This window comes from Kitasatospora sp. NPDC032121 (genome assembly GCF_055580145.1).
This window is the reverse complement of record NZ_JBVILX010000003.1, coordinates 447,679-474,399: the sequence shown is the minus strand read 5'-3', so window position 1 is coordinate 474,399 and position 26,721 is coordinate 447,679. Positions and strand designations below refer to the sequence as shown.

Below are 26,721 nucleotides of genomic sequence, written 5' to 3'. Positions count from 1 at the left end.
TATGGTTCCGGGTTCCGTGCCCTGCGGCGGGTGGCTACCGTCCGAACCGTCGGACATCCGGCGGTCCGGACGGGCCGCCGTCACGCGCCTTCTGGAGGTCACGGTGACCGCGAACCACCCCACCCGCAGGAGCATCCTCAAGTCCGCCGGCGGGCTCGGCGCCGCGTTGGCGCTCGGCGGCGCGAGCGTCCTCGCGACGGCTTCGGCGGCCCGCGCGGCCGACGACGGCTTCGGGCTGCACATCACCGACCGCAACGAGGGCGACGCCCGGATGTGGTACTACCGCTTCGCGACCGCCGAGATCGGCTGGCAGCCCGCCGTCAACGTGCTGCTCCCCGACGACTACCACACGAGCGGACGCACCTACCCCGTGCTCTACCTGCTGCACGGCGGCCTCCAGGACTTCATCGAGTTCGACCACCAGGGCGTCCGCGACTGGACCATCGGCAAGCCGCTGATCGTCGTGATGCCCGACGGCGGGCAGGCCGGCTGGTACTCCAACCCGGTCGGCACCAACGTCGGCCCCCGCAACTGGGAGAGCTTCCACATCAACCAGCTGATCCCCTGGGTCGACGCCAACTTCCGCACCTACGCCGAGTACGACGGCCGCGCCGTGGCCGGATTCTCCATGGGCGGCTTCGGCGCCCTGAAGTACGCCGCCAAGTACTGGGGCCACTTCGCCTCGGTCAGCGCCCACTCCGGCCCGGCCAGCCTGCGCCGCGACAACGGCGCGGTCGTGCACTGGGCCAACGTGTCCGCCGCCGCCAAGGACCTGGCCGGCGGCACCATCTACGGCGCGCCGCTGTGGGACCAGGCGAGGGTGACCGCCGACAACCCGGTCGAGCGCCTGGAGAGCTACCGCAACAAGCGGATCTTCCTGGTCGCCGGGACCAGCCCCGACCCGACCAACCCCTTCGACACCTTCAACGAGACCGCGGTGCTGGCCGGCCAGCGGGAGTTCCGCGCCCTGTTGGACGGTGCGGGCATCCCGTACGAGGCCCACGAGGAGCCGGGCGGTCACTTCATCCGCGACTACATGTTCCGGCGCGACATCGACGGCATCATCGACCGGCTCCGCAAGGCGTGAGGGGCGCTCCGATGATCTCCCGCTTCTCGCGGCCTGCCCTGGCCGCGGTCGCCGCCCTGTTGCTGCCGTTCACCGTGCCGGCAGCCTCCGCCGTGGCGGCTCCCGCCATGTCCGCTCCCGCCACGGCCCCTGTCGCCCGGGCCGCCACGGCCGCCGGGTTCGCGGCGGCCTGCCCGGCCCGCGGCCAGGTCTCCCAGCACTACTCCGCTGGGCACAACGGCATCGACATCGCCAACGACTACGGCACACCGATCTACGCGGTCGGCGACGGCCAGGTGCTGATCTCCGGCACGGCCCAGGGCTACGGCCAGTGGATCCGGATCCTGCACCCGGACGGGACCATCACCGAGTACGGGCACATGTACGAACGGGACGTGGCCGCCGGCGACCACGTGACGGCCGGCCAGCAGATCGCGCTGATGGGCAGCGAGGGCGAAGCCACCGGCCCGCACCTGCACCTGCGGGTCTGGGCCGACCCGGACGCGTCCGTGCGCACCGACCCGGAGCCGTACCTCACGGAGCGCGGTGTCACCGTGCCCTGCGTTCCCGGAAGCGGCCCGAGCCCCGCCCCGTTGGTGTATCCGGCGGAGTCCGGCCGGGTGGTCTCGGCGCGGTCGGCGGACGGACGCCTGGAGGTCTTCGCCGCCGGGGCGAACGGCGTCTCCCACGCCTGGCAGACCGCGATCAACGGCGGGTGGTCGGAGTGGGAGAACCTCGGCGGCCCGGGCGGCGCGGAGCTGGCGGTCGGGCCCAACGCGGACGGCAGGTTGGAGGTGTTCGCCATCAACGGTGGCACCTTCCAGCACCGCTACAAACTCCAACCTTCCGGCGCCTGGTCCGGCTGGGAGGACTTCGGCACCGGAGGCCACGACATCGCCGTCGGCTCCAACCACGACGGCCGACTCGAAGTCTTCGCCTCAGGACCGGTCGGCATCTACCACCGCTACCAGACCGCGCCCAACGGCGGCTGGTCCGGCTGGGACCCCACGGGCGGGGGACCCGCCGACAGCGAGATCGAGCTCGGCAAGGCCCCCGACGGCCGACTCGAAGTCTTCGCCCTCAACGGCAGCACTGCGCAGCACCAGTGGCAGACCAGCGTCAACGGCGCCTGGTCCCCCTGGGAGGACTTCGGCACCGGCGGCCACGACCTCACCGTCAGCCACAACCAGGACGGACGCCTCGAAGTCTTCGCCTCAGGACCCGCCGGCGTCTACCACAAGTACCAGACCAACCCCACCAGTTGGTCCGGCTGGGACCCCACCGGCGGCCCCGCCGACTCCCGGCTCACCAGCCGGCAGACCGCGGACGGCCGGGTCGAGGTCTTCGCCATCAACGGCAGCACCGCGCAGCACATCTGGCAGACCGGCCTCAACGCCCCGTACGGCCAGTGGGACACCTTCGGCACCGGCGGCACCGAGATCGGCTCCGCCACCAACGCCGACGGCCGGATCGAGGTCTTCGCCTCCAACACCGACGGGGTCCACCACAAGTGGCAGACCGGATTCTCCACCTGGTCCGACTGGGCCTGGCTGAACACCACACCCGGACCCGCCGTCAGTCGAGGAGCCACCCGGTGACCAGAGCGCACCTCCCCCTGCTGTCCGCGCTCACCTCGCTGGGCGTGGCAGCGGGCCTGATGGTCGGCGCCACGCCCGCGCCCGCCGCCACCGGCATCGACCTGTGCGCCGAGGTCGGCTACACCGCGGGCTTCCGCGGCGGCGCCCTGGTGACCGCGATCGCCGTCGGCATGGCCGAGTCCAGCTGCAACCCGCTGGCGTCCAACGTCCAGGGCAACAGCCCGCAGTCCACCGACCGCGGTCTGTGGGAGATCAACGACTACTGGCACAGCGAGGTCACGGACGCCTGCGCCTACGACGCCCAGTGCAACGCCAACGAGGCCTACCGCATCTCCAACCAGGGCATCGACTGGCACCAGTGGTCGACCTACGCCGCGGGCGCGCACCTTCGGTACATGGACGCGGCGCGGGCCGCCGTGGACCGGCTCGGCCACCACGAACCCGGTCCGGCGCCCGTGGTGTATCCGGCGGAGTCCGGGCGAGTGGTCTCGGCCCGGTCGGCGGACGGACGTCTCGAGGTCTTCGCCGCCGGGGCGAACGGCGTCTCCCACGCCTGGCAGACCGCGATCAACGGCGGGTGGTCGGAGTGGGAGAACCTCGGCGGCCCGGGCGGCGCGGAACTCGCCGTCGGCTCCAACGCGGACGGCAGGTTGGAGGTGTTCGCCATCAACGGGAGCACCTTCCAACACCGCTACCAACTCCAGCCTTCCGGCGCCTGGTCCGGCTGGGAGGACTTCGGCACCGGAGGCCACGACATCGCCGTCGGCTCCAACCAGGACGGCCGCCTCGAGGTCTTCGCCTCAGGACCGGTCGGCATCCACCACCGCTACCAGACGGCACCCAACGGCGGCTGGTCCGGCTGGGACCCCACGGGCGGGGGCCCTGCCAACAGCGAGATCGAACTCGGCAAGGCCCCCGACGGCCGACTCGAAGTCTTCGCCCTCAACGGCAGCACTGCGCAGCACCAGTGGCAGACCGCCGTCAACGGCGCCTGGTCCCCCTGGGAGGACTTCGGCACCGGCGGCCACGACCTCACCGTCAGCCACAACCAGGACGGACGCCTCGAAGTCTTCGCTTCAGGACCCGCCGGCGTCTACCACAAGTACCAGACCAACCCCACCAGTTGGTCCGGCTGGGACCCGACCGGCGGCCCCGCCGACTCCCAGCTGACCAGTGAGCGTTCGCCGGACGGCAGGGTGGAGGTCTTCGCCATCAACGGCAGCACCGCGCAGCACATCTGGCAGACCGGCGTCAACGCGCCGTACGGCCAGTGGAACACCTTCGGCACCGGCGGCACCGAGATCGCCGCGGCGGGCAACGCGGACGGCCGGATCGAGGTGTTCGGCTCCAACACCGACGGGGTCCACCACCGCTGGCAGACCGGATTCTCCACCTGGTCCGACTGGGCCTGGCTGAACACCACCCCCGGACCCGCCGTGCCCTGACAACGCCCTGGAGCACAGCGATGCACCCCATCGGCAGGCGCGGCCTGCTGTGGGCGGCCGGAGCGGGAGCACTCGTGCTCCCGCTCGCGGGCCGTACCGCGCCAGTGGCATCCGCCGGCCGCCGCCGGACCCCACCCGTGGGTCGGCGGCGGCCGGCGGCCGTGGGCCGCCTTCGGCGACCGCCCGGCGGCACCGCCGCGTTCGGGGGCGCCGATGCCCTGACCGTCGGCACGCCGATGCCCTGACCCCGGGGGGCGCCGATGCCCTGACCCCGGGGGGCGCCGATGCCCTGACCCCGGGGGGCGCCGATGCCCTGACCGAACACCCGTGCACTCCGCTGCCACCTTGTCAAGTAGCGTGCGGCTCCGGTTTATTGTCGTACGCGAAGAGGTACCGTTCGTCCGTCCGACCTGAGCCGGCACGGCACGGGGGACGGTGTGCGAGGACGGTGCGCGGGGACGGAGGCGCGGTGCGCGGGACGGGGCAACGGTGAGCGGGATCGTCGTCCACCTGCCGGCGGGGAACGGCGACACCCCGGTGACCTTGCGGCTCGGCCCAGGAGAGCGGGCGCGCTTCGGCCGCGGATCCGCCCACACCCCGGTGGAGCTGCGGCTCGGCGACGAGTCGGTCTCACGGCTGGCCGGTGAGATCCACGCCACCGACGACCACTGGCAGTTGAGCAACCTCAGCAACACCCACGCCTACCTGGTGGAGAACCCGGAGGGCGCCGGCGAGTACCTGCGGGTGCCACCACGACGGGTCGGCGCTCCGATCCCCTTCGAGTTCTCCCGCGTGGTGCTGCCATCCCGGCGGGAAACCCCGCTGTCCTTCCAGGTGTTCGCACCCGACCACGTCTACCTGGACCCGGACACCCGCGGCGGCTCCCGGGAGAGCCGAACCATGACGGCGTACTCGCTGGACGAGACCGCCACCTACTTCCTGGTCCTGGTCGCGCTCTGCGAGCCGTGGCTGCGCGACCACTCCCCCGCCGCCGTTCCCACCACCCCGCAGGTGGTCGCACGGCTGCACGGCCACCCCGCCTGCGCCCGGCTCACCGCCCGCGCGGTCAGCTCGCACCTCGACTACCTCGCCGACGAGAAGCTCCGCATCGACCTGCCCGACGGCGACCGAGCGGACCGCCGCGGCGGCAAGCGTGAGGCCGTCGTGGGGATCGCCCTGAAGTTCGGCATCGTTCGCGAGGAGCACCTCGCGCTCCTGCCGAGCCCTGGCCCCGGACCCGGCCGGTCCGGACGGTAGGGAGGGCGGCGATGCTGCAGGACCCCCCGGCCTTCCCCGTGGACAGCGAGGAACTGCTGCCGGCCGGCCATAGGGTCGGCGAGTGGACCGTCACCGGGCCGATCGGCGAGGGCGCCTGGGCCACGGTGTACGCCGCCCGACGGACCGACCACCGGAGCGACCACCGGAGCGACCACCGGACCGAGGGCGGGACCGACCGCGGGAACGACCACCGGACCGACCGCGGGAACGACGAGCCGGACGACACCGTCGCCCTCAAGGTGCTGCCGACCGCCGGACTCGCCCCCCGCCAGGCCCGCCAGGTCGCCGAAGCCGCCCGGCGCGAAGCCGAGTTGGCCCGCACCGTCCCGCACCCCCGGCTGGTACGGCTGCTCGACACCCTCGTCCTGGCCGCCCCCGACCAGCCCTCGCTCGACGGCGCGATCGTCCTGGTCATGGAGCGCGCCCGGTGCACCCTGCGCGACCTGCTCGCCACCGGCGTCGACGAGGCCGAGGGCGCCCGGATCGTCACCGGCATCTGCGAGGGCCTGGCCCACCTGCACCGCTCCGGCTGGGTCCACACCGACCTGAAACCGGAGAACGTCCTCATCGGCGCCGACGGCGAGGTCCGGCTCTCCGACTTCGGCCTCGCCATCGAACTCACCGGCACCCACGGCCACGGCGCCCCGATGGGCACCCCCGACTACCTCCCGCCGGAGCGCTGGCGGGAGCCGCTGGGCGAACACGGCGTCAAGGTCCGTACCACCGCCGACATCTGGGCGCTCGGCATCGTGATCCACGAGGTCTTCACCGCCGGCGGCCGACCGTTCCCCGGCACCACCCCCACCGCCCGCTGCGCCGCCGCCCAGCAGTACGCGGAAGGCCGCGCCGCCCTGCGGCTGGCCGCGGCCGTCCCCCCGTTCTGGCGCGCCCTGGCCGCCGACTGCCTCGCCCCCAGCCACGCCGCCCGCGCCCCGCACACCGCGGAGAGCCTGCTCGGCCGCATCCGCGCCCATCGCCCCGACCGGCGCCCGCACCGCCCCCGCCGCCCGTACCGGCGTCCTCGCCCGCGCACCGCCCTGCTGGCCCTGGCCTCCTGTGCCACGGCCGCCGCCACCGTCACCGCCCTGTGGCCGCACCCGGGACCGTCCGGACGACCCGCCCACGTGCGGGTCTTCAACGCCGAACGCGGCTGCCAGGACCGCACCGACCGCGACCCCCAGTGCAGCCTCGGCCTCGCCGTCGACCCCCTGCGCCCCTACACCGCCGACAACGTCGTCCCCGAGCGGGTCTGGCACGACGACACCCTCGACGCCGACTGCCAACTGCCCACCGGCCTCCCCGTCATCAACGAGGAGGACCTCACCTCCACGCTCTGGTACCGCATCCGTCTGCCGGGCTCCTCCACCACCGCCTGGCTCCCCGCCGTCCGCACCAGGGACCGCCCCGCCCTGCTCCGCTGCCCGTGAGCGCCGCCGACCGGGCCACCCTCCCCTCGGCCGGCCCGCGTTGGGGGTGCCCCGCTGCTCGGGCTCGACGGCGCCGCCGTCACCGAGCAGCGGACGAACCTCCCCCTCCGGAGGACGGGGGTCAGGGAGCGGGTGACCGCCTGCCGGCCGCTCCGGCGGCGCGTTGGCAGAGCTCGACGAGGGAACCGAGGAACTGGCCGCCGTAGGCGCGGGCGGCGGCGCAGGGGTCCGGGTCGGCGGTGGCGGCCTGGCCGGGCGGCCGAGCGGCGGAGGGGGCGGGCCGCGGTCGGTGGTGAGCGCCCGGGAAGTGCGGTCGCTGACCCGGCCGGGCGCCGTCCTCACCCGGCTCGGCGGCCGGGGTTTCCTGCTCGTCGGTGGGCGCGGCGTCCGGCGTGGGGACGGGCTCCGCGGCCGTCGGCTCCGGCGGGGGCGGCGCGGGGACCGGCGCCGGGGAGGGCGACGGCGCGGAGTGCTTCAGGGCCCCCACGACGGCGGGGGCGACCGGCTGGTCGTCGAGTGCCGGTCGCGGGCCCATTCCGAGGTAGGCCCGCGGGCCGGCGTCCGCCGCCCCCGAGAGCAGCGCCGTCGCCAGCACGACCGCGACGACGGCGCCACGCCCGAACGCCCGGACCGGGGACGGGCAGAGGGGCGGACGCCCGGCGCCGGCGTCCGCCGAGGGCTCGGACTCCAGCAGTTCCACCCGGCGCCGGCAGACCTCCGCGTTGCGTGAAGCCGCCCACTGCTCGGACGCCCCCTGGTCGGCCCACGCGGTGGCGGTCCCGGTGAACAGGTCGGCCGCCAGGCCTGGGTCCCCGCCGACCGCCGCGACGTACGCCCGCACCTCCTGCGCGCGCAGCGCCTCCGGGTGCGTGGCACCGCGCTCCAGGGCGACGTGCTGATGGAGCTCCTCGGCCAGGCGAGCGGCGAGAACCGTTTCGCCGACCTCCATGGCGCCCCGGATCAGGGCCACCCTGGGGGCGTAGGCGGCGGGCGGCTTCTCGGCTGCCGTCCTTGACGACGTGTCGGTCGGATCGGTCATGGGCCCCTCGCAGGTGGTCTCCGAACGATGGATCACGTCACCTATACCGGTCGGGGCCACCCGGCGGCCGGTCCGCGGTCGTCCCTTCGGGTGAAACCGTCAACGAGCGATCGGACGCCGTCCGAGGTTTCGGCCGCCCCGATCGGCCTCCGGTCGGGGCGCGGTGGGCCGCCGTAAGGCCTGCGATCGGCCTCCCGTCGGCCGCCGGTCCGCCCGGCGGCCGACCGGCGCGCCCGTAACGGCTCCGCGCCGGGTTCGCCGCTTCGAGTGACAGGCCGACAGCAGGGGCACACGTCCGACCAGCGGTGGACCCGTCCGCGTCATCGGGTCAGCGGACCACGCCGGAAAGGTCCAGTCGCTCCGTGCGACGGTCGGCTTCCGGCGGCGTGGAAGAGGGAGCGGATGACATGGATCAAGCCGTCGTTCCTCTGGATGATGTACCGCTGCGGGTGGGCGCGGAAGGAGGGGCAGGAGACCGTCCTCGCGATCGAGATCACCCGCGAGGGCTTCGAATGGGCCCTGGAGAACAGTTGCCTGTCCCACTACGAACACGGACTGCACTCCGACCGGGCTTCCTGGAAGCGCGAGTTGAAGCGGTCCCCGGCCCGGGTGCAGTGGGATCCCGAACGGGATCTGCACCTCCGGCCGCTGGCCCATCGGTCACTCCAGCTCGGCCTCGCCGGCGAGGCGGCTGGTCGGTACGCGGACGAGTGGATCGTCGCGATCGACGACGTCACGGCGCTCGCGCACACCATTCACGCCCACGTGCGGGACGGGGACCTGGACGCCGCGCGGAGACTGCTTCCCGCCGAACGACCGTATCCGGCGGGCGACACGCTGCTGACCCACCTGGGTTGCTGAGCCGGTACCGAGAACGCGACCGGCGGCACCCGGAACTGTCGGATCGGTGGCTCCGAGCCGGCTGTGGAATCGAGCAAGGACAGCCCTGCCGGGCGGGGCCTCGGGGCTGTCCGACGGCGCCGTGTGAGGACGAGTGCTCCCGAGGCGGTCGCAGATGCAAGGGGCGACCTGGGGGCGTCAGTTCCCGCTCGGGAACTCGCCCTCCTGGATCGCGGCGATGGGGCGGACCCCTCATGCCGAGCACCTCGTCGGCTCTTTCGACCGCGCCAGAAGTCGACCCCGCCGACTTCCCGCGCACTCAGCTGACGGGCCGGGCGGAAACCGCCGTGCGCGAGTGAGCTCCGTGCGCGAGACTGCCCGGATGGACATGGGCAGAGACACGGTGGCAGAGCTGGTCGGACAGGCCCTCGGGGCGCCTGACCGGCACACGAGCGAGGACCTGCTGCGGCGCGCCGCCGAAACCGACGCTCACGGCGCGGTGGCGCGCGCGGTCGACCTGCTCCGGTCGCCTCAGCCCCTGGAACGGGCCCTGGGCTGCGATCTGCTGGGGTTCGCGAGCGACACCCACGAGGACGTCCGGGCCGAAGTCGCCGTCACCCTGACCGCCCTGGCCGCTCGGGAGTCCGACCCCGACGTCCTCTGCTCGCTGGCACACGCCCTGGAGCAGACCGAGGACCCCCGTGCCGCACCCGTCCTGGTGGCTCTGGCCGAACACGAGGACTCCGAGGTGCGGCAGCGGACGGCCATCGCGCTCGGCGGCTTCGCCGACGGGCCGCCCGACGGGCCGGAAGTCCGCGCGCTGGTCGCCCTCACCCGGGACGCGGACCCGGACGTACGCGACTGGGCGACGTTCTCGCTCGGCTTCCAGTCCCGGGTCGACACCCCGGCGGTCCGGGCCGCCCTCTGGGAACGGACGCGGGACGCCGACCCGGACGCCCGCGCGGAGGGCATCCGTGGCCTGGCGCGGCGGCGCGACCCGCGCGCCGCCGCGCTCCTGCGCGAGCTGCTGGCGGACCCCGACGGCGCCGAGGTGCTCACCTTCCGCGCGGCCGAGATCCTGGGCGCCCCCGAACTGCTGCCGCTCCTGGAGGACTACGACCCGGACGACCACGGTGTCGCCGAGGCCATCGCCGCCTGCGATCCGGCGCGCAGGGCCCGGCACGACGAGGCCGCCTGGACACTGGTGCGCACGCTGGAGCAGCTGCGGCCCGAACTGGCGCCCGCGGTCTGGGCGACCCGCTGCGAACCCGGCCTGACCCTCGGCCTCGGCAGCGGCCCCGACGCACCGGTCTACGACGTCGCCGCACTGCTCGCGCGGGCGGGCGGCGATCCCCAGCGGGCGGCCGAACTGGTGGGCGGTGACCACCCGTTGGCCGTCGGCCGCTGAGCACTCCTGACGAGGGTGCCGGCAGCGGGGCGAGGTCGGCCGCGTCATCGCGGGCGAAAACCCGGCGACGTCGGCGGCCTTCCCCGGGATACTGGTCGCCCATGGATGAGGTCGAAGTCGTCGTCGCCCATTCCGAGCGTGCGACTCTGCGGGTCGGCGACGTGTTCCTGAAGGTGGACGCCGACCAGGCGCGCATCGACGTCGAGGTCGAGGCGATGTCCCTGGCGCCGGTGCCGACCCCGGAGGTCCTGTGGCGCAAGCCGCCCGTGCTCGCGCTCGCCGCGGTTCCGGGGACGACGCTCGGGCGCCTCGGTGGGCCGTCGACCGGGTCGTCGGCGGCGTGGGCCGCGGCGGGCGCCGCCATCCGGAGGCTGCACGACGCGCCGCTGCCGTCCTGGCCGGGACGGGCCGGGCGGAGCATCGCCGCGCTGGCGGCGGAACTCGACGACGAGTGCGAGTCTCTCGTGACGCACGGCGTCCTGCCCGCCGACCTGGTCGCCCGCAACCGCCGGGTCGCCGAGGCCGCACTCCGGCCGTGGCCCCCGGCGTTCACGCACGGCGACCTGCAGATCGCGCACGTCTTCGTCGACGGCGACGAGGTCACGGGCATCATCGACTGGTCCGAGGCGGGCCGGGGTGACGCCCTGTACGACCTCGCCACCTTCACGCTCGGACACGAGGAGCACCTCGACGACGTCATCGCCGGCTACGGCACCGACACCGGCGTCGACGTCGACGTGATCCACGCGTGGTGGTCGTTGCGCAGCCTGCTGGCGGTCCGCTGGCTGATCGGGCACGGCTTCGACCCCTACACACCGGGCTGTGAGGTCGACGTGCTGAGATCCCGGATGTGAAGCCCTCGATATCCGCCGGCCGCTCCCGGAACATCCCGAAGCCGGGAACGTGAGAAGTCGGCCCCGCCGACTTCCTGTGCATCCGGCTGTGCATCCGGACCATGGCGAAGACCTGCCCGTCAACGCGTCCGTCCACGGGCCGTCGACGTCGTGTACACCCCGACCAGGTGGCATCACCTCGGGCCGGTTCCAAGAGGGGAGCCGGCCCGAGAGGAGAGCCCAGAGATGATCACCCGTCGTACGGCCGCCGCCGTCGTCCTGTCCGCCGCGACCGTCGTGTCCGGGACGGCCTTCGGTGCCGGGACCGCCGGCGCGGCCGAGTCGCTGCCGACCAGCGGCGCCGCCTACCGCATGTCCAACTACGCGGGCGGTGCCCTCCAGTGGGACAGCCGCGACAACGGCCTCAACGTGGCGGTCCGCGAGTCCGACCAGTCCTCCGCCCGGCAGTCCTGGACGTTCCGGGACGAGGGCCAGGGCACCTGGTCGGTCAGGGCGCCCGGCACCGACATCGCGCTCGACCGCGACCGGGGCGGGAACACCGTCGGGGCCCGGAACTACGTCGGCACGGCCAACCAGCGGTGGTGGCTGGAGAACACCTCGGCGGGCGGCGGCCGGGCCTGGCGGCTGCACAGCGTCTCGGACAACGGCCTCTGCCTCACCCGCGACAGGGACCTGAACGCCACACTGGCCGCCTGCGACCCGGGTGATCCGACGCAGTCCTGGAACCTCGACCGCAGCGGCATCACCACACCACCGACCACCGACCGCCCGGCCATCGACCTCGACTACTCACAGGCCCCGGACCTCGGCCCGTGGCTGGAACAGCAGAAGAAGACCGTCGCGGACTACTACCCGGCGATCTCCGACCTGATCATCAGGGGAGCCTTCAAGGCCCCCGCCCACTTCAAGATCATCATGGACCCGGCGCTGACCGACCACCCCGCGTACGCCTGGACGAACCCCGCCACCGGCGTCAAGGAGATCCACGTCAACATCGGCTACACCCGGGACAACAAGGGCGACACCGGCTTCCTGGTCCACGAGGCCGTCCACGTCGCGGTCGCCGACAATCCGACGGACCGCCCGTGGTGGCTGGGCGAGGGCCTCGCGGACTGGGTGCGCGACTACAACTTCCAACCCGGCACCGGCGCCCAGCACTTCGACCCGGACACCAGCTACGACAGCGGCTACCAGGCCACCGCCCGTTTCATCGACCACATCTCGAAGACCTACGGCAGGCCCGACCTGGCGCACCTGCTGAACACCACCGAGTACAGCGAGCAGCTCTGGGTCCAGCTCACCGGGAAGAGCGCGCAGCAGCTCTGGAACGAGATGCCGAAGTAGCGCCCGAGGGCACCGGAGGGGACATCATCCAGGTCGATGCTCGGCGACACCCCGGTCGCGGCGCGCACTCGGCGGTGCGGATCCGGCGAGGACTCGCACCGCCGAGCCGAGCACACCGCTGGTCGCGCGGGCTACGAGGCGATGATGCCGTAGAGCTTGATGTCCGCGGGAAGCAGCTTCCCGCTCCCGGTGACCGTCACCTTCCCGTCGCTGTACGTGTTGCCCTTGATCCCGGCCTCCGGATCGGCCATGACGGTGAAGCAGAGGCGGGTCGCGTCGGTCGTGCTCGTGTTCAGGTGACTGTCGAGACTGAAGGACAGCACCTTGCCGTCGATACTCGTCGAGAGCACCTTGGGCACGGTGGCCGCGAATTTCTCTTCGTCGTAGTAGTAGTAGCTCCCCCAATCGATCCATTTCCAGCCGGTCGGAGCGGTGAGCTTGTAGGTCAGCACGCCCGGCTTGTATTCACCGTTGCGCGGCTCCACACCCAGCGTGATGGTGAAGATGTGGAAGCCCTTCTTGCCGGCGGGGCCGACGGGAGCGCTTTCCTGCCTGCTCGCCACAGCGGTCGCCGGGGCCTTGGCCAAGCCGGTCGCTTCCTCCGGCGCCAGTGTGGCCGTCGTTTCCGTGGGCATCATGGAGATCCATCTGCCTTTCTGCGCATCGGGTTTTCTCGACCGGGCGGAGGGTCGCCCTCCGTCACCGCGCGGCTACCCGTCCATCGGGTCCGTACACACCGATCGCCCACCCGTTTCAACCGGGCCCGGCGAACGGTCGCCGTGTCACAATCGATGAACGCCAAGGCCGAGCATTCGTCGACGAACCTGGCGATCGTGCTCCACACGGAACGCATGCGATCAAACCGTGCCGCTCGTACGATGATCAGTGGAGGCCAGGTATCAGATGGGAACCTACCCGTACGCCTTCCACATCGCCCTGGACGGGAACGGCATGAACGGCCTGGAGGGCGCCGCCGGCGTCTGCGTCTTCCGCTACGACCCGGACAGCGGCGAGTACGCGTACCGGGTCCAGTACTACGACGGCGTCTCCGGCGGCCACGCCGTCAGCATCACCCCGGACCGCCGGTTCGGGTTCCTCGGCAACGCGGGCCAGCAACTGCTCTTCTACGACGTGCAGTCCCTGGACGAGAGCGAACGCGTCTCCACCCTGCGGTTCGAACCCCCCGACGCGGCCATCAAGAGCAGCACCCACATGGTGTGGCTGGACGGCACCCACGGCATCACCGCGATCGGCGACGGCTTCTGGCTGGTGGACCTCGACCGCCCCACCGAGGCCCAGCGCATCGGCGACCACCTGCTCAAGCTCCCGCACGCCATGAAGCGCACCGCATCCGGCCGCTACCTCGTCTACGGCGGCATGGACCACCCGGGCCGGGGCGAGGCCGCCGAGGTCGGCATCTTCGACCTGGAGAAGCGCGTCGCCCGGCGGGTGCGGCTGCCGACGACCTGCTGGCACGTGGCCTGCCACCCGAGCGACGAGCGCTTCTACGCGCTCTCCTTCCGCGTCCTGCCCCAGGAGGGCCGGGACTGGCACGAGTGGGCCATGGCCTACTTCAAGGAGTACGTGTACGAGATCGACGCCGAGACCGGGCAGATCCTGCGGCACTGGGCCGCCGGCCAGTCCTTCCCCGCGCACATCAACTCCGACGTCTGTGTCTCCGACCGCGAGCTGATCTACTGCAACGGCGGCAGCGGCACCATCGTCATGATCGACCTCGCCGACTTCGCCTCGTACCGGGTGATCGACGAACGTCCGCGCCTGGCAGCCCAGTTGCGCTCCGCGCGACAGGCGGCGCGGCAGGTCACCGACGCCTTCACCCGGGGCTCGCCCGGCCCGAGCAGCAAGCACTTCGTCGGGGCCCTGCGGGTCACCCGCGGCACGCTCGTCGACGGGGTCTACGCCTGCCAGCTCTCCGCCGACCAGTCCCTGCTGTTCACCGCCAACCGGGGACTCAACACGATCACCGTGTACGACTACCCGGCCAACACCGTACGGCTGCGGGTCGCGATGCCGGAGCTGCGCACCCACGTCCCCGACCTGCCCGTCTGGACCGACCCCCGTCTGGGGTTCCACCACAGCACGCTGCTGAGCCCCCGGCCGGCCGATGCCGGGAACCCGAACTGAGGAGTGGCCATGAGCCCCGAGACCCCCGAGCAGCTGAACGACGAACTCCGGGCGGGCTGGGAGAACCTCCGGTCCACCGCGACCACGATCGCCGAGCTCCAGACCACGATGTGGGGCGACTGGGCGGAGCTGACCACCGGACTGGCCACCGGCAAGGTCGCCTGGGGGGAGGTCTACACCGAGTTCTGGAAGTTCGTCGCCGACGAGGACCTGAGGTTCGCCCAGGAGCTGAGCGGACTCGGCATCGACTACGCCCAGCGGGTCGCGGAGGTGACCTGGGAGCACGAACAGCGCCTGCGCGACCAACTCCGCAGGATCCTGCGAGGACGCGACGTCGATCCCGCCACGGACGGTGACGCGGCGGCCGGGGGCGGCCCGGGCGGTGCCCCGGACGCCGACCCGGGCGGCGACACGGCCGCTGACCCGGGCGCCGGCACGAACGGTGACACGGACGGCGGCACGGACGGTGACACGAACGGCGCCGGAACCGCCTCCAAGCCCTCCCGGCCCAGGAGCACCAAGCAGTGACGGTCAGCCCTCCGCCGCCTCCCCGTCCTCCAGCGGCCGGGGCAGCAGCTCCCGCGCGGCCGTCACCTCCGGGTGCGGCCGCAGCCCGGACCTGACCCGGTCCGACAGGTGCGGGCTGGTGAGCAGCCAGCCGAGCGCCTCGACCAGCGCCTGTCGCGCGGGCCTCGGCCGGTAGCCGAGTCCCGCGGCCTTGTCGTGCCGGTACCAGTAGAAGCGCCCCATGGTCCGGGCCTCCGCCCGGGTGGTCGCCGGGGCCCGGGCGGTCAGCACCGCGCGGATCTCCCCCAGCGTCGCCGCCAGGTACGCGCCGGTGTGGCTGGCGGTGGCCCACGGTCCGCGGGTTCCGCACAGCTCGGAGACGGTCTGGTGGATGGTCCGCCAGGCCCAGTTCTCGCCGCCGAGCAGGTACCGCTCCCCGGGCAGGCCGCGCTCGGCGAGCAGCACGTGGCCGGCCGCGACGTCCCGGACGGAGACGATGTTGCAGCCTCCCGGATAGGTGGTGCGCAGCGAGTCGGCCAGGTACCGGGTGATCAGCGCGTTGCTGGGCACCAGCCGCCAGTCGGGCCCGCCGACCACGATGGTCGGGCAGGCCGCCACCACCTCCAGGCCGAGTTCGGTGCCCAGGGCGAACGCCGTCCGCTCCTGCTCCAGCTTGGTGACGAAGTAGTCCGGCAGGTACTCCTCTCCGGGCAGCCACTCCTCGTCCCGGGCGACCGGTCCGCCCGAGGAGCCGCAGGTGATGGAGGAGGAGGTGACCACGACCCGCCGGACCCCGGCCTCGGCCGCCGCCCGCAGCACCTCGCAGGTGCCCTCGACGTTGGCGCGGGCCAGTTCCTCCCGGCTGGTGTCCCAGTAGGCGAACACGGCGGCGCAGTGGAAGACCGTGTCGCAGTCCTCGAACGCGGGCCGCAGGGTGAGCGGGTCGCGCAGGTCCGCGTTGACCAGCGGCACGTCCAGGCCGTGCAGCTGGCGGAGGTCGCTGCTGCGGCGCACCAGTGCCCGCGCCTCGTGGCCGGCGGCGCGCAGCGTGCGCACCACCTGGGACCCGACGAGCCCGCTGGCGCCGGTGACGCAGGCCCTCACGGGGCTTGCCTCGACCGCCGGTCCCGGGCGGCGGCCTCGCGCAGGCCCTGCCAGAAGCCGGCCACGGCGGGGCGCAGCGACTCGCGGAACTCGTCCAGCAGGGGGGAGCGGGTGGGGATGTCGCCCGGCGTGACGTGCCAGAAGCCGTCCGGCCCCAGGCGTCCGGGCGGGGTCGGCACGGTCAGGGCCTGGGCGGCGACGGTGCGCACCATCCGGGCGGCCTCGGTCAGCCGCCGGGTGGGCAGTTCGGCGGCCTCCAGGTCGTCGTACTCCTCCCAGGGCCGGCCGATCCGGTAGGGGCGGCCCTCGTACTGGGCCTCGAAGTTGTCCAGGGTGCGGGTGAAGAAGCGCTGGTAGGAGTCCTGGACGAGGGGGTCCCTGAGTCTGGGCCGGGTGTCGGGGCGGATCACCTGCCAGGTCAGCGGCAGGGTGAACCGCTGGCGGACCCGGATCACGATCCGGGTGCGGTCGCCGTCGGCGGCGGGGAGGAAGGTCACCGAGCCGTCGTCGTACTCGGCGGAGCCGTTGGGGCTGCGGACGGTGCGCCAGGAGATCCGCTGCCGCTGTTCCCGGTAGTCCACCGACTCCAGCTTGCAGACGTCGATGGGCGGGCCGCCGTAGTACGCCAGGTAGTTCGGCTGCGCCAGGTACAGGTTGCGTTCGATCTGGCGGGTGGGGCGGCCCTGGGCGTCGCGGGTCACCACGTGGAGCCGTCCGCCCAGGTAGTCGGTCATGTGGCTGATGGACCGGCTGATGTCGACGCGTCGGACGAACTCCCGGTAGGGGGCGTTGACGGTGCGTTCGCAGCCGAACAGGATCGAGTGGCCGACGTGTTGCCAGCGCATCTGCCAGGCGTCCGGGGGCAGTGCGTCGATGACCGTCTCCAGCGGCCGCAGGAGATCGGTGATCCGGTCGAAGTCCTCGTGGGTGTAGGCGGCGGGGTCGACGCCGAGGGAGACGTCCCGGTGCCGCAGACCGTCCTTGGCGTTCCCGGTCCGCCAGGCGCGGACGGCGGAGGAGGCCGAGGCCGTCGCGCCGACCATCGCGCACAGGGTGGCGGCGGCCGCCGGGTTGGTGTCCGCCGCGCGGATCAGCGAGGTGAGGAGGCGGGAGAGCCGGGCGAGCGCGGGGTCGGTGACCTCTCCGGCGTTCGGGGCGACGCGCCAGGCGGCGACGGTGAACAGTCGGTGTGCCGATCCGTCCGGAGCGAGTCGGCGCACCGCCTCGACCAGGGACCGCGGCGGGTTGCGCCACCCCCGGTAGGGCGTGAGGTCTCCGTCGATCCGGTACGCGTCCGGCAGTCCTCGGTCACCGAGCACGCGGGCGTTGAGCGGTGAGGAGACGGGGTCGACGCCCATCAACAGGGACCCGACCACGTCCGCGAGCACGCCGTCGGGCGCGGCGATCACGGTGTCCGTCCGCAGCGGCCGGCCGACCTGCGAGCCGGCGCAGCCGTGGCTGCTCACCACGGCGTCGATGAGGTGGAAGTCGGGCGGGTAGGAGCGCAGCAGGTCGACGATGACCTCGGCGCCGTCGCGCCGGGCGCGGTAGTGGTGGTGCTTGTCGGTCTGGGGGAGCACGCCGAACAGGTTGGCCAGGCACAGGGCGTAGCCGAACTCGTGGTGGGTGCTGTTCTTGGCGATGTTGATCCGGAAGCCCGCCTCCAGCCAGCCGCGGGCCATGCCGCTGCCGTGCAGGACGGCGCTGTCGGGGAAGTCGGCCGGCTCGACGTCCTCGGAGAGGTCCACGAGGCGGTAGGCGTTGCCCTGCGGGGTGCGTCCGCCGTAGCCGAGCCGACGGCAGGCCTGGCCGAGCCCGGGGCCGGACAGCCAGGTTTCGGGGCCGCAGCGGGCGGCGCCGACGTTGACGTCGCGGTAGCCGCGGTCGTGCAGCAGGTCGATCAGGTGCTCCACCAGGGCGGCGCTGACCGCGGTCGCCGGATCGCCGTACGCGGACGCGCCCGGGGTCAGCAGTACCGGGACCGTCTCCGGAGCGCCGTGCGCCCGTTCCGCGAGCAGTTCCCAGAGCCCGGCCCGGGCTACGGCGTCCGCCAGCAGGTCGGTGGCGGTCAGCGGTCGGCCCCGGGTGGAGCGGGCCACGGCGGCGACGACGGTCACATCTCCCCCAACGCCGGCGGACGGTCCTCCCGCGCACGGCCGGGCCGTCACCGATTCACCGGAAAGCATCCCAAAGAGGTCGAAAGGGATGCTACTGCCCGGGGGCGGATAGCGGGGCGGGGCGCGCTCGTGTTCCCGGGCCGGCCTCTGGCGCCGGGCCGGCTTCAGGCGCCGGGCCGTCGGAAATCAGCGGGCAACCGAACAGACCGGGGCACAGTCGGACCGATTCGGGCGGGATGGGACGATACCTGCCATGTCAAGCACGTCTTCCCTGGTCCGGGTCACCGATGCCCCGCCCGAACCGCTCCGCCGCCTGCTCCTCGACCTCGGCGAGGCCCTGCTCGGCGGCGGCCTGCCCGTCCATGACGTCGAAGAGGAACTCCACTGGCTGGGGCGGGCGTTGGGGGCGCCGGAGGTGCGGGTCGCCGCGCTGACCAACGGGCTGTTCGTGTCGCTGGACGCGGACGGGGCCACCCGGTTCCAGCCGGTCGGCGGCGCGCTGCGGTTCGAGCAGACGGCCGACGTCCTGCACCTGGTGCACCGGCTGCGGGCGGGCGAGCTCGACGGGCCCAGGGCGCTGGCCGAACTGGACCGGATCCGGCGGGCGCCGGCCCGCTGGCCCGCGTGGGTGGCGGATCTCGGGGCGCTGCCGGTCGGCGTGGGGGTCTGCCTCTTCCTCCAGCCGGCGGCGGCGAACGTGCTGGCGGCCGGGCTCGGTTCGCTGATCGTGGTGGGGCTGACCGTGCTCGCCCGACGGCTGCCGTACCTGCGGCCGCTGCTGCCCGTCACGGCCGGCTTCCTGGTCGCCCTGCTGGTCCTGGCACTCGCGCGGGCCTCGCTGCTGGAGGGCCCGCTGCGGACGATCGTGGCCACCCTGGCGATCCTGCTGCCGGGCGGGCTGCTGGTCACCGGGCTGTCCGAGATCGCGGCGGGCGCGGCCAGCGCGGGCACGGCCAGGCTGGTGTCAGGCGCGGTCCAGCTGGCGCTGTTCCTCGCCGGGGTGGCCGCGGCCGCGACGGCGACCGGCATGCCGGCCACCGCGCTGGCCAACGTCCAGGTCGCCAAGCCCAGCTGGTGGGTGATCGCGCTGGGGTTGGCGATCGCGGTGGCGGGCGTGGTGGTCAACGTCCACACACCGCCCTCGGCCATCCCGTGGATCGTCGCCGTGATCGCGGTCAGCGTGACCGCCCAGGTGGCGGTGGGGTCGGTGCACGGCGCGGCGATAGGCGGCCTGGCCGGGGCGGTCGCCGCCGCGGTCGCGGCCACCCTGGTGCACTGGCTGCCGGGCGGTCCGCTCTGGCAGGTGCTCTACCTGCCGGCGTTCTGGATCGTGGTGCCGGGCTCCTTCGGTCTGTTGAACACGGCGCAGATAGAGGTCGGGAACGGGGCCCAGTCGGTCCTGGCGGCCGTGTCGGCGGTCTTCGGGGTGTCGATCGGCACGCTGATCGGCGCGGTGATCAGCCGGATCCCCCGCCCCTCCCGCGCCGTGCTGCTGTCCCGGGCCTGACCCGGGGCGGCGGCACCCTGACGGGATGGCGGGCGGACCCGGGTCCGCCCGCCATCCCGTCAGGCGTGGCGCAGGGCCTCGGTGAGGCGGCGGCCCGCCTCGACGACGGCCTGGGAGAGCTGGGCGCCGGGGTGGCGGGTGAGCCGTTCGATCGGGCCGGAGACCGAGACCGCGGCCACCACCCGGTTGGACTGGCCGCGGACGGGCGCGGAGACGGAGGCGACCCCGAGTTCGCGCTCGCCGACGGACTGCGCCCAGCCCCGGCGCCGTACGCCGCTCAGGGCGGTGGCGGTGAAGCGGGCGCCCTGCAGCCCGCGGTGGAGGCGCTCGGGCTCCTCCCAGGCGAGCAGGATCTGGGCGGCGGAGCCGACCTTCATGGGGAGGGTGATGCCCACCGGGACGGTGTCCCGCAGGCCGGTGAGGCGTTCGGCGGCGGCCACGCAGATCCGTACCTCGCCCTGCCGGCGGTAGAGCTGGGCGCTCTCGCCGGTGAGGTCCCGCAGCTGGGTGAGGACCGAGCCGGCCGCGGCCAGCAACCGGTCCTCGCCGGCGGCCGCGGCGAGCTCGCCGACCCGGGGGCCGAGCATGAACCGGCCGTGCACGTCCCGGCTGACCAGGCGGTGGTGTTCGAGTGCGACGGCCAGCCGGTGGGCGGTGGGGCGGGCCATGCCGGTGGCCGCGACGAGGCCGCCGAGGGTGGCGGGGCCCGCCTCCAGGATCCCGAGGATCGAGGTGACCTTGTCGAGCACGCCGACGCCGCTCGTGTTCTCCATGGGTGGGGTACTCCAGTCTCAAGGCCCGGGAGCAGCGGGTCGGCGCTGCTCACGGCGGCTCCTGGCGGGGAGCCGGGGGGTGGTCAGCGAGGACGGGCCGCGGAAGTCGGCCGATTGCCTGCGCCGGGCACGAGACGGGTACGCGAAAGCGCCGGGGCGGGAAGCGCCCGGGCGAAGGACAGCACAGAGAGCACCGTGTCTCCTCATCTTTCCCGCGCCACATTGGCGACAGGCCGGAGTTGGCACTGATCCCGGACGGCACGGCGCGTACTTCGGACGCCGGGTCGAACGGGGAGTTGCCGGGGCTTCGTAGGGCCGGTCCCTCCACCCCTCTGGATGATTCGCCAGGAACGATACAAGACTCTCCGGGCCCGCTGCCAAGCCCCCTGCTCTCGACGGCGGGCGGGCGGGCCCGCTCAGCGGTGGCGCGGCTCCGGCAGTCCGGTGCGCGGGGCCGGGTCCGGGCCGCCGGGGGCGGTGGTGTCCCAGGCCCGCAGCGCGGCGAGGGCGGCGGCGCGTTCGGGCGCCGTCGGCCGGGTGCCCTCGGCGCCGAGCATGTAGTCGGCGACCGGGGTGAGCAGCAGGGTGGCGCCACCGGCCGGGAGCAGCAGGGCCTCGTCCCACTGGTGCCGGATGACGGTGCGGCGCAGCAGGGTGCCGTGGCGCGGCAGGGTCCCCCTGCGCGGCCGGTGTGCGCGGGTGAGGGTCCGGCGGCGGCGGAGTTCGGGGCCGACCTCGGTCTCCAGGACGGTGCGCACGTCCCGCAGGGAGCCGAGCGGCACGTGCTCGGCGGCGAGGTCGAGCAGGGCGGCGGCCTCCGGGGCGAGCCGGTAGGCGGCGAGGACCGCGGCGGTCTCGGCGGGGTCGAAGGGCTGTCCGGCGAGCTGGGCCACGTCGATCACGTCGCCGGTCAGGAAGGTGCGCGCGAGCCCCTCCTCGGCGAGGGCGATCAGGCATTCCACGTGTTCGTCGGCGGCCAGGTAGGGGCGGACGGGGACGGTGGCGAGGTCGCCGGTGAGCGCGGCGGTGGCGACCCGCACCTGGTACCAGGGGTCGAGCAGCGGGTCCTCGGCCGGCCAGCGCAGGGTGACGGTGGTGTGCCGGGGCCGCTCGCCGAGCAGGGTGACCTCGACGGACTCCACCGGGTGGTCGGTGACCAGCCGGTTGACGGCCTGCCAGAGCGTCGCCTCGGTGGGGCTGACGAGGCTGAGCCCGCCCAGCGGCCGGGGCAGGTCCGGCGGGTAGTAGCCGGCCAGGGGGAGGTCCCGGATCGGGCGGACACCGGTGGCGTCGGCGAGGTCTCGGGCGACCCGGGCGTAACACTCGGCCCGGTCGCGGGCGCGCTGCAGCTCGGCCCGGGCGTGCCCGCCCATCCGCACGCCCTCGCGGGAGAGCGCGGCGAGCACCAGGTACGGGAGGTGGCGGTCGGCGCGGGCGCGGTGGAGCAGTTCGGCCGGCCCGGCGGCCGGGTCGACGTCGAGCAGCCGGTGGAGCAGGTCGCTGGTCAACGGGTCGGTGCCGACCGGGGCGGTGTCGAGCCGGTCGGTGTGCAGCAGGTCGGTGTCCATGGGCGTCCGCCTCCGAGAGCCGTGGGGGGCGCCCGGGCGGCGGCCGGGCGGCCGGGGACGTGGCGGGTCCGACGGCCGGGGCCGGGCCGGCGGCGGGTGCCACACCACCGATTGTGGTGACGGCCGATCAACACCGGATCACCACCGGGTCGACGATCTCTCGACACCACGCCCGGTGGCGTGGGTTGATAGGGGCTCATCAAATCGGGGGACGGCACGTGCGCGGGCGGGGGCGAGCACATGAGGCGGGCAGGTGCAGTCATGGATGAATTCCGGTTCTCGGTGCTGGGACTGATGAGAGCGCAGCGCGGCACGACCGCGCTGAAGGTGGGCAGCCCCCAGCAGCAGGCGATGCTGGCGGTGCTGCTGCTCCGGCCCGGGCACGGCGCGAGCGCCACCGACCTGATCGACGCCCTGTGGGGCGAGGAGCCGCCGGGCACCGCGATGACGACGGTGCGCACCTACGCCTGGCGGTGGCGCAAGGTCCTGCACGGCGAGGAGCCGGACGCACCGACGGTGCTGACCTCGGTCGGGGACGGCTACCGGCTGGTGCTGCCCAAGCACGCGGTGGACGCGGCGCAGGCGGAGGAACTGGCGGGGCAGGCCGAGCGGACGGCGGCGGCCGGGGAGCCGCAGCAGGCGCGCGACCTGCTGAACCAGGCGCTGGAGCTGTGGCAGGGCGAGCCGCTGGCGGGCATCCCCGGCCCGTTCGCGCAGCGCCAGCGCCAGCGGCTGCAGGAGCTCCGGCTGACCCTGCTGGAGGAGCGGATCGCGCTGGACCTGGCGCTGGGCCGCTACTCCCGGTGCATTCCGGAGCTGACCTCGCTGACCACCGAGCACCCGCTGCACGAGCGGGCGTACGGGCTGCTGATGCGGGCGCTGTACCAGGCCGGACGGCAGGCGGACGCGTTGGCGGTGTTCCGGGGCGCGCGTCAGCTGTTCCTGGCCGAACTGGGCGTGGCGCCGGGGGCGGAGCTGGACCTGCTGCACCAGCGGATCCTGGAGGGCGACCCGTCGCTCGCCGCCCCGGCGCCGGCCGTCGCGCCGCGGTCGGCCCCGCCCGTCTCCGTGCCGCCGGCCTCCGTCCCGCCCGGCTCCGGACCGGCGGAGCCCGGCGCGCCCGGGGCCGAGTCGTCGGACCCGCGCGCCAAGGTCGGGGCGGCAGCGGACGCACCCGCCGCCCCGGCCGGGAGCGGCGCCCCCAGACCGGCCCAACTGCCGCCCGACGCAGCGGACTTCACCGGACGTACGGCGCTGGTCGAGCGGCTGGGCGGGGCCCTCGGCGCACCGGGCCAACAGGCGCTGGCGATCGCGACCGTGGTCGGCATGGGCGGGGTCGGCAAGACCGCGCTGGCCCTGCACGTCGCCCACCGGGTCCGCGAGGCCTACCCGGACGGGCAGCTCTACGCGGACCTGCGGGGCGCCGACGCCACCCCGGCCGATCCGGAGGCGGTGCTCTGCGGCTTCCTGGTGGCGCTCGGCGTGTCGGCCGACGCGGTGCCCGACGGCCTGGACGCCCGCTCGGCGCTGTTCCGCTCGGTGGTGGACGGCCGGCGGCTGCTCCTGGTGCTCGACAACGTCCACGACACCGCGCAGATCAGACCCCTGCTGCCGGGCGCGGTCGGCTGCGCGGTGCTCACCACCAGCCGCACCCGGTTGTCCGGCCTGCCCGCGACCGTCCAGGCCGACCTCGGCGTCTTCGAGCCCGAGGAGGCGCTCGAACTGCTGGGCCGCACCATCGGCGCCGAGCGGCTGGCCGCCGAGGCGGAGGCCGCCCGGGAACTGCTGCTCATGTGCGGGCACCTCCCGCTCGCGGTGCGGATCGTGGCGGCCCGACTGGCCGCCCGGCCGAGCTGGACGGTACAGACGCTGGGCCGCCGGCTGGCGGTCGAACGCCGCCGGATCGACGAGCTGCGCATCGGCGACCTGGAGGTCGCGGCCGCCTTCGAGCTGAGCTACCGCCAGTTGACACCCGCCCAGGCCAGGGCGTTCCGGCTGGCCGCCTCGGTGGACGGCCCCGACCTCGGGCTGCAGGCCGCGGCCGCCCTGCTGGACCTGGACGAGTACGACGCCGAGGACCTGCTGGAGGCCCTGGTGGACGTGGCGATGATGGAGTCGCCGTTCCCCGGCCGCTACCGCTTCCACGACCTGCTGCGCGCGTTCGCCCGGCGCCGTCCGGACGATCCCGGCGCGGCCGTGGCGGCCCGCGACCGGATGCTGGACCACCTGCTGGCCACCGCGTGCACGGCCTTCCAGCACGCCGTCCCCGGGGACCCGGCGGCCGGGGCGCTCGGGCCGGCGCGCGGTGCGGGCGTCCCGCTGGACGGCCCGGACGGGGCGCGGGCCTGGGCCGAGGCGGAGGGCTCGGGGGCGATCGCGCTGGCCGCGCAGGTGGCGGGCTGGACGATGACGAACGACGGCACCGACGGTTCGGCCCCCGACCCCCTGGGCGCCGCGATCGACCTGCTGATCGCGCTCACGCCGTTCCTCCTCGCCCCGCCCAGCCGCCAACTGGCCACCACCGCCGAGGCCCTGGCCGCCGCCGCGGCCCATCGCGCCGACCACCGGGCAGCTGGCCGGGCGCACTTCCTCCGCGGCAACGTCGCCCTGGCCACCACCCGGCTGGAGGAGGCGGAGGCCGCCTCCCGGCTGGCGGTGGCCGCCTCCCGCGAGGCGGGCGACACGGTGATCCTGCGCCAGGCGCTCAACGACCTCGGCCTGGTCTGCCAGTTCCTCAGCCGCTACGACGAGGCCGTCGGGCACTACGACGAGGCACTGCTGCTGGCGCGCGAACTCGGCCACCGCTCCGGGGCGCTGGTGACGACGGTGAACGCCGCGCTGGCGCGGGTGCGAAGCGGGCGGGCCGCCGAGGCGGTGCAGATCTGCCACGAGGCGCTGGCCGAGCTGCGGACCCGCAACGACGATCCGGGCCGGGCGTACACGCTGTACGTGCTGGGGCTGGCGCTGCACGGGCTGGGGCGGCACGAGGAGGCGGTCACCTGGTTCGGCGAGTGCCTGGCGGTGGCCTCGGCGGCCGGTCTGCGGGCCCGGGCCGGGCACGCCCGCTACCGGATGGCGGACAGTCTGCGCTCGCTGGGCCGGACGGACGAGGCGCTGGAGCACGCCGGGCGGGCGCTGGAGCTGTGCGAGGAGCTGGGCGCCGAGCGGGACCAGGGCCACGCGCTGGTGGTGCTGGGGCGGACGCTGGCCGACCTCGGGCGGGAGGCCGAGGCGGACGTCCGGCTGCGGGAGGCGCACCGGATCTTCGTGCGGCTGGGGCTGCCGGAGGCGCGGGAGGTGGCGGGGCTGCTGCCCCGGGGGGAGGGTTCGGCCGCGTCGGGCCGGTCGTTGCCGGGTGGGCGGCGGGCCGCCGACCGGCTGTCCTCGGGCTGCTGAGGAATCGATCCTGCGGGCGGTTTCCTCGCTGAGCTCAGGAGCCGGTGCTGTTCCAGTCGCCGGTGCTCAGGAGCCGGTGCTGTTCCAGTCGCCGGTGCTGCCGTGCCCGGTGCTGGTGGGGGTCGGGGTCGGGGTGGGCGTCGCGTCGCCGCTCACCACCGCCGCCGTCCCGCTGTCCACCGTCTCCGCCACGGCCGCCGTGGCGGAGAGGCCGGCGCCCAGGGTGAGGGCCACTCCGAGGCCGACCGTGAACAGGCGGAGGCGGGTGCGGGCGGTGGCCGGACGCTGCGTCATCTCTGCTGCTCCCTTGAGTCGCTTCCCTGGTGGGAAGGGGTTCCGTCGTGGTGTGGCACCAGTCTGGCCGGGAGCGTTCAACGGCCGATCTACAGCCGAGCACCGGTGATCACCAGGCCTCGCCAGGGATCACCGGTGCCCGGCACCGCCCGATCCGGCGGCTCAGGCCGCCGAACGGATCTCCAGGGTGCAGCACTTCACGCTGCCGCCGCCCTTGAGCAGTTCGCTGAGGTCCATCCCGATCGGCCGGAAGCCGCGCTCCCGCAGCCGCGCCGCCAGGCCGACGGCCGCCTCCGGCAGCACCACGTGCAGGCCGTCGCTCACCGCGTTGAGGCCGAACACCTCGGCGTCGGCCCCGTCCACCAGCAGGGCGTCCGGGAACAGCCGGTGCAGGACGGCGCGGCTGCCGGCCGAGAAGGCCTCCGGGTTGTACATGATCTCGTCGCCGTCGAGCACGGCGAGCGCGGTGTCCAGGTGGTAGTAGCGCGGGTCGACCAGCTCCAGACCGACCACCGGCCGGCCGAAGAACTCCTGGGCCTCCGCGTGCCCCTCGGCCACGCTGCGGAAGCCCCGTCCGGCCAGCACGTGGCCGGCGGTCAGCAGGAGGTCTCCCTCGCCCTCGTTGACGTGCTCCGGATCGCAGGTCTCGAAGCCCCGGGCGCGGAACCACTCCAGGTACGCCGGGCCCTCGGCGGCCCGCTCGGCGTTGCGGAAGCGAGCGCCGAGCACCCTGCCGTCCACCACGGTGGCGCCGTTGGCCGCGTACACCATGTCGGGCAGGCCGGGCAGCGGGTCGATCAGGTCGACCCGGTGGCCGAGTTCACCGTAGAGGGCGTACAGCCGCTCCCACTGGGCGACGGCGAGGTCGGTGTCCACCGGCTTGGCCGGATCCATCCACGGGTTGATCGCGTAGCTGACCTCGAAGTGGGTCGGACGGCACATCAGGTAGTGGCGCGGACGGGCGGTGCGGGTCATCGGGGCCTCCGGGTGAGGGCAGGTGGGGCGGGAGGT

Annotated in this window: 21 protein-coding genes and 1 riboswitch; of the genes, 13 read left to right on the top strand and 8 right to left on the bottom strand. The window is 74.0% G+C overall.

Annotated elements, in window-relative coordinates:
* The first annotated feature begins 103 nt into the window (after positions 1–103).
* The 5 genes from ACZ5OX_RS12975 to ACZ5OX_RS12955 all read left to right on the top strand — a co-directional run bounded on the left by ACZ5OX_RS12975 (position 104) and on the right by ACZ5OX_RS12955 (position 6,814).
* Entirely contained in the window at positions 104–1,087 is a 984-nt protein-coding gene (locus ACZ5OX_RS12975) for an alpha/beta hydrolase (RefSeq protein ID WP_465629952.1), read from the top strand.
* Between the two features lie 11 nt (positions 1,088–1,098).
* Positions 1,099–2,664: a DUF8189 domain-containing protein gene (locus ACZ5OX_RS12970; protein WP_465629951.1), complete on the top strand. Its 1,566-nt coding sequence runs from the start codon at positions 1,099–1,101 to the stop codon at positions 2,662–2,664.
* 59 nt (positions 2,665–2,723) lie between these two features.
* A complete protein-coding gene (locus ACZ5OX_RS12965; RefSeq protein ID WP_465630135.1) occupies positions 2,724–4,109 on the top strand; it encodes a DUF8189 domain-containing protein in 1,386 nt (461 codons plus the stop codon).
* A 489-nt stretch (positions 4,110–4,598) separates the two neighbouring features.
* Complete coding sequence (locus ACZ5OX_RS12960) at positions 4,599–5,366, top strand: serine/threonine protein kinase (protein ID WP_465629950.1); 768 nt, start codon at positions 4,599–4,601, stop codon at positions 5,364–5,366.
* 11 nt (positions 5,367–5,377) lie between these two features.
* Positions 5,378–6,814 carry a serine/threonine-protein kinase gene (locus ACZ5OX_RS12955; protein WP_465629949.1) on the top strand — a complete coding sequence of 479 codons (1,437 nt, stop codon included), beginning with the start codon at positions 5,378–5,380 and terminating at the stop codon, positions 6,812–6,814.
* A 121-nt stretch (positions 6,815–6,935) separates the two neighbouring features.
* Here ACZ5OX_RS12955 and ACZ5OX_RS12950 read toward each other — a convergent pair whose 3' ends face one another.
* On the bottom strand, positions 6,936–7,853 hold the full coding sequence (locus tag ACZ5OX_RS12950; RefSeq protein WP_465629948.1) for a hypothetical protein: 918 nt from the start codon (positions 7,851–7,853) through the stop codon (positions 6,936–6,938).
* Between the two features lie 267 nt (positions 7,854–8,120).
* Between ACZ5OX_RS12950 and ACZ5OX_RS12945 the strand changes: the two genes are divergently transcribed.
* From ACZ5OX_RS12945 to ACZ5OX_RS12930, 4 genes are all read left to right on the top strand, one after another.
* Positions 8,121–8,714: a DUF4291 domain-containing protein gene (locus tag ACZ5OX_RS12945; RefSeq protein WP_465629947.1), complete on the top strand. Its 594-nt coding sequence runs from the start codon at positions 8,121–8,123 to the stop codon at positions 8,712–8,714.
* Positions 8,715–9,075: 361 nt separating this feature from the next.
* Positions 9,076–10,101, top strand: a complete 1,026-nt coding sequence (locus ACZ5OX_RS12940) for a HEAT repeat domain-containing protein (RefSeq protein ID WP_465629946.1) — start codon at positions 9,076–9,078, stop codon at positions 10,099–10,101.
* 101 nt (positions 10,102–10,202) lie between these two features.
* Positions 10,203–10,955, top strand: coding sequence for a phosphotransferase family protein (locus tag ACZ5OX_RS12935; RefSeq protein WP_465629945.1), 753 nt, complete (start codon positions 10,203–10,205; stop codon positions 10,953–10,955).
* 225 nt (positions 10,956–11,180) lie between these two features.
* Positions 11,181–12,299 carry a basic secretory protein-like protein gene (locus tag ACZ5OX_RS12930; protein WP_465629944.1) on the top strand — a complete coding sequence of 373 codons (1,119 nt, stop codon included), beginning with the start codon at positions 11,181–11,183 and terminating at the stop codon, positions 12,297–12,299.
* Positions 12,300–12,430: 131 nt separating this feature from the next.
* Here ACZ5OX_RS12930 and ACZ5OX_RS12925 read toward each other — a convergent pair whose 3' ends face one another.
* Entirely contained in the window at positions 12,431–12,937 is a 507-nt protein-coding gene (locus tag ACZ5OX_RS12925; protein WP_465629943.1) for a hypothetical protein, read from the bottom strand.
* Positions 12,938–13,202: 265 nt separating this feature from the next.
* Between ACZ5OX_RS12925 and ACZ5OX_RS12920 the strand changes: the two genes are divergently transcribed.
* Both ACZ5OX_RS12920 and ACZ5OX_RS12915 read left to right on the top strand, forming a co-directional pair.
* Positions 13,203–14,444, top strand: coding sequence for a hypothetical protein (locus ACZ5OX_RS12920; RefSeq protein WP_465629942.1), 1,242 nt, complete (start codon positions 13,203–13,205; stop codon positions 14,442–14,444).
* Positions 14,445–14,453: 9 nt separating this feature from the next.
* The gene (locus ACZ5OX_RS12915) at positions 14,454–14,972 is read left to right on the top strand and encodes a hypothetical protein (protein ID WP_465629941.1); all 519 of its coding nucleotides are present in this window, start codon (positions 14,454–14,456) and stop codon (positions 14,970–14,972) included.
* A 3-nt stretch (positions 14,973–14,975) separates the two neighbouring features.
* On the opposite strand, the gene ACZ5OX_RS12910 is transcribed toward ACZ5OX_RS12915, so the two are convergent.
* Together ACZ5OX_RS12910 and ACZ5OX_RS12905 are read right to left on the bottom strand one after the other, a co-directional pair.
* On the bottom strand, positions 14,976–16,055 hold the full coding sequence (locus tag ACZ5OX_RS12910) for an NAD-dependent epimerase/dehydratase family protein (RefSeq protein ID WP_465629940.1): 1,080 nt from the start codon (positions 16,053–16,055) through the stop codon (positions 14,976–14,978).
* Positions 16,052–18,172, bottom strand: a complete 2,121-nt coding sequence (locus ACZ5OX_RS12905; RefSeq protein ID WP_465629939.1) for a DUF362 domain-containing protein — start codon at positions 18,170–18,172, stop codon at positions 16,052–16,054. The genes ACZ5OX_RS12910 and ACZ5OX_RS12905 overlap by 4 nt, the downstream gene beginning before the upstream one ends.
* A gap of 253 nt (positions 18,173–18,425) precedes the next feature.
* Between ACZ5OX_RS12905 and ACZ5OX_RS12900 the strand changes: the two genes are divergently transcribed.
* Positions 18,426–19,679 carry a threonine/serine exporter family protein gene (locus ACZ5OX_RS12900; protein ID WP_465629938.1) on the top strand — a complete coding sequence of 418 codons (1,254 nt, stop codon included), beginning with the start codon at positions 18,426–18,428 and terminating at the stop codon, positions 19,677–19,679.
* Positions 19,680–19,738: 59 nt separating this feature from the next.
* On the opposite strand, the gene ACZ5OX_RS12895 is transcribed toward ACZ5OX_RS12900, so the two are convergent.
* The gene (locus tag ACZ5OX_RS12895) at positions 19,739–20,452 is read right to left on the bottom strand and encodes an IclR family transcriptional regulator (RefSeq protein ID WP_449787585.1); all 714 of its coding nucleotides are present in this window, start codon (positions 20,450–20,452) and stop codon (positions 19,739–19,741) included.
* A gap of 200 nt (positions 20,453–20,652) precedes the next feature.
* Positions 20,653–20,795, bottom strand: a riboswitch (SAM riboswitch).
* Between the two features lie 73 nt (positions 20,796–20,868).
* Complete coding sequence (locus ACZ5OX_RS12890) at positions 20,869–22,020, bottom strand: hypothetical protein (RefSeq protein ID WP_465629937.1); 1,152 nt, start codon at positions 22,018–22,020, stop codon at positions 20,869–20,871.
* Positions 22,021–22,281: 261 nt separating this feature from the next.
* Between ACZ5OX_RS12890 and ACZ5OX_RS12885 the strand changes: the two genes are divergently transcribed.
* Positions 22,282–25,416 carry an AfsR/SARP family transcriptional regulator gene (locus tag ACZ5OX_RS12885; RefSeq protein ID WP_465629936.1) on the top strand — a complete coding sequence of 1,045 codons (3,135 nt, stop codon included), beginning with the start codon at positions 22,282–22,284 and terminating at the stop codon, positions 25,414–25,416.
* A gap of 66 nt (positions 25,417–25,482) precedes the next feature.
* Here ACZ5OX_RS12885 and ACZ5OX_RS12880 read toward each other — a convergent pair whose 3' ends face one another.
* Together ACZ5OX_RS12880 and ddaH are read right to left on the bottom strand one after the other, a co-directional pair.
* Positions 25,483–25,710: a hypothetical protein gene (locus ACZ5OX_RS12880; protein ID WP_465629935.1), complete on the bottom strand. Its 228-nt coding sequence runs from the start codon at positions 25,708–25,710 to the stop codon at positions 25,483–25,485.
* Between the two features lie 162 nt (positions 25,711–25,872).
* Positions 25,873–26,685: a dimethylargininase gene (gene ddaH / locus ACZ5OX_RS12875; protein WP_465629934.1), complete on the bottom strand. Its 813-nt coding sequence runs from the start codon at positions 26,683–26,685 to the stop codon at positions 25,873–25,875.
* Positions 26,686–26,721 lie beyond the last annotated feature (36 nt).

Bases quoted from the DNA above. Each gene is read 5' to 3' on its own strand.
- ACZ5OX_RS12940 (WP_465629946.1), top strand. From the start codon at position 9,076: ATGGACATGGGCAGAGACACGGTGGCAGAGCTGGTCGGACAGGCCCTC.
- ACZ5OX_RS12935 (WP_465629945.1), top strand. From the start codon at position 10,203: ATGGATGAGGTCGAAGTCGTCGTCGCCCATTCCGAGCGTGCGACTCTG.
- ACZ5OX_RS12890 (WP_465629937.1), bottom strand. From the start codon at position 22,020: ATGGACACCGACCTGCTGCACACCGACCGGCTCGACACCGCCCCGGTC.
- ACZ5OX_RS12920 (WP_465629942.1), top strand. From the start codon at position 13,203: ATGGGAACCTACCCGTACGCCTTCCACATCGCCCTGGACGGGAACGGC.
- ACZ5OX_RS12895 (WP_449787585.1), bottom strand. From the start codon at position 20,452: ATGGAGAACACGAGCGGCGTCGGCGTGCTCGACAAGGTCACCTCGATC.
- ACZ5OX_RS12950 (WP_465629948.1), bottom strand. From the start codon at position 7,853: ATGACCGATCCGACCGACACGTCGTCAAGGACGGCAGCCGAGAAGCCG.
- ACZ5OX_RS12885 (WP_465629936.1), top strand. From the start codon at position 22,282: ATGGATGAATTCCGGTTCTCGGTGCTGGGACTGATGAGAGCGCAGCGC.
- ACZ5OX_RS12915 (WP_465629941.1), top strand. From the start codon at position 14,454: ATGAGCCCCGAGACCCCCGAGCAGCTGAACGACGAACTCCGGGCGGGC.
- ACZ5OX_RS12925 (WP_465629943.1), bottom strand. From the start codon at position 12,937: ATGATGCCCACGGAAACGACGGCCACACTGGCGCCGGAGGAAGCGACC.
- ACZ5OX_RS12965 (WP_465630135.1), top strand. From the start codon at position 2,724: ATGGTCGGCGCCACGCCCGCGCCCGCCGCCACCGGCATCGACCTGTGC.
- ACZ5OX_RS12955 (WP_465629949.1), top strand. From the start codon at position 5,378: ATGCTGCAGGACCCCCCGGCCTTCCCCGTGGACAGCGAGGAACTGCTG.
- ACZ5OX_RS12970 (WP_465629951.1), top strand. From the start codon at position 1,099: ATGATCTCCCGCTTCTCGCGGCCTGCCCTGGCCGCGGTCGCCGCCCTG.
- ACZ5OX_RS12880 (WP_465629935.1), bottom strand. From the start codon at position 25,710: ATGACGCAGCGTCCGGCCACCGCCCGCACCCGCCTCCGCCTGTTCACG.
- ACZ5OX_RS12930 (WP_465629944.1), top strand. From the start codon at position 11,181: ATGATCACCCGTCGTACGGCCGCCGCCGTCGTCCTGTCCGCCGCGACC.
- ACZ5OX_RS12900 (WP_465629938.1), top strand. From the start codon at position 18,426: ATGTCAAGCACGTCTTCCCTGGTCCGGGTCACCGATGCCCCGCCCGAA.
- ddaH (WP_465629934.1), bottom strand. From the start codon at position 26,685: ATGACCCGCACCGCCCGTCCGCGCCACTACCTGATGTGCCGTCCGACC.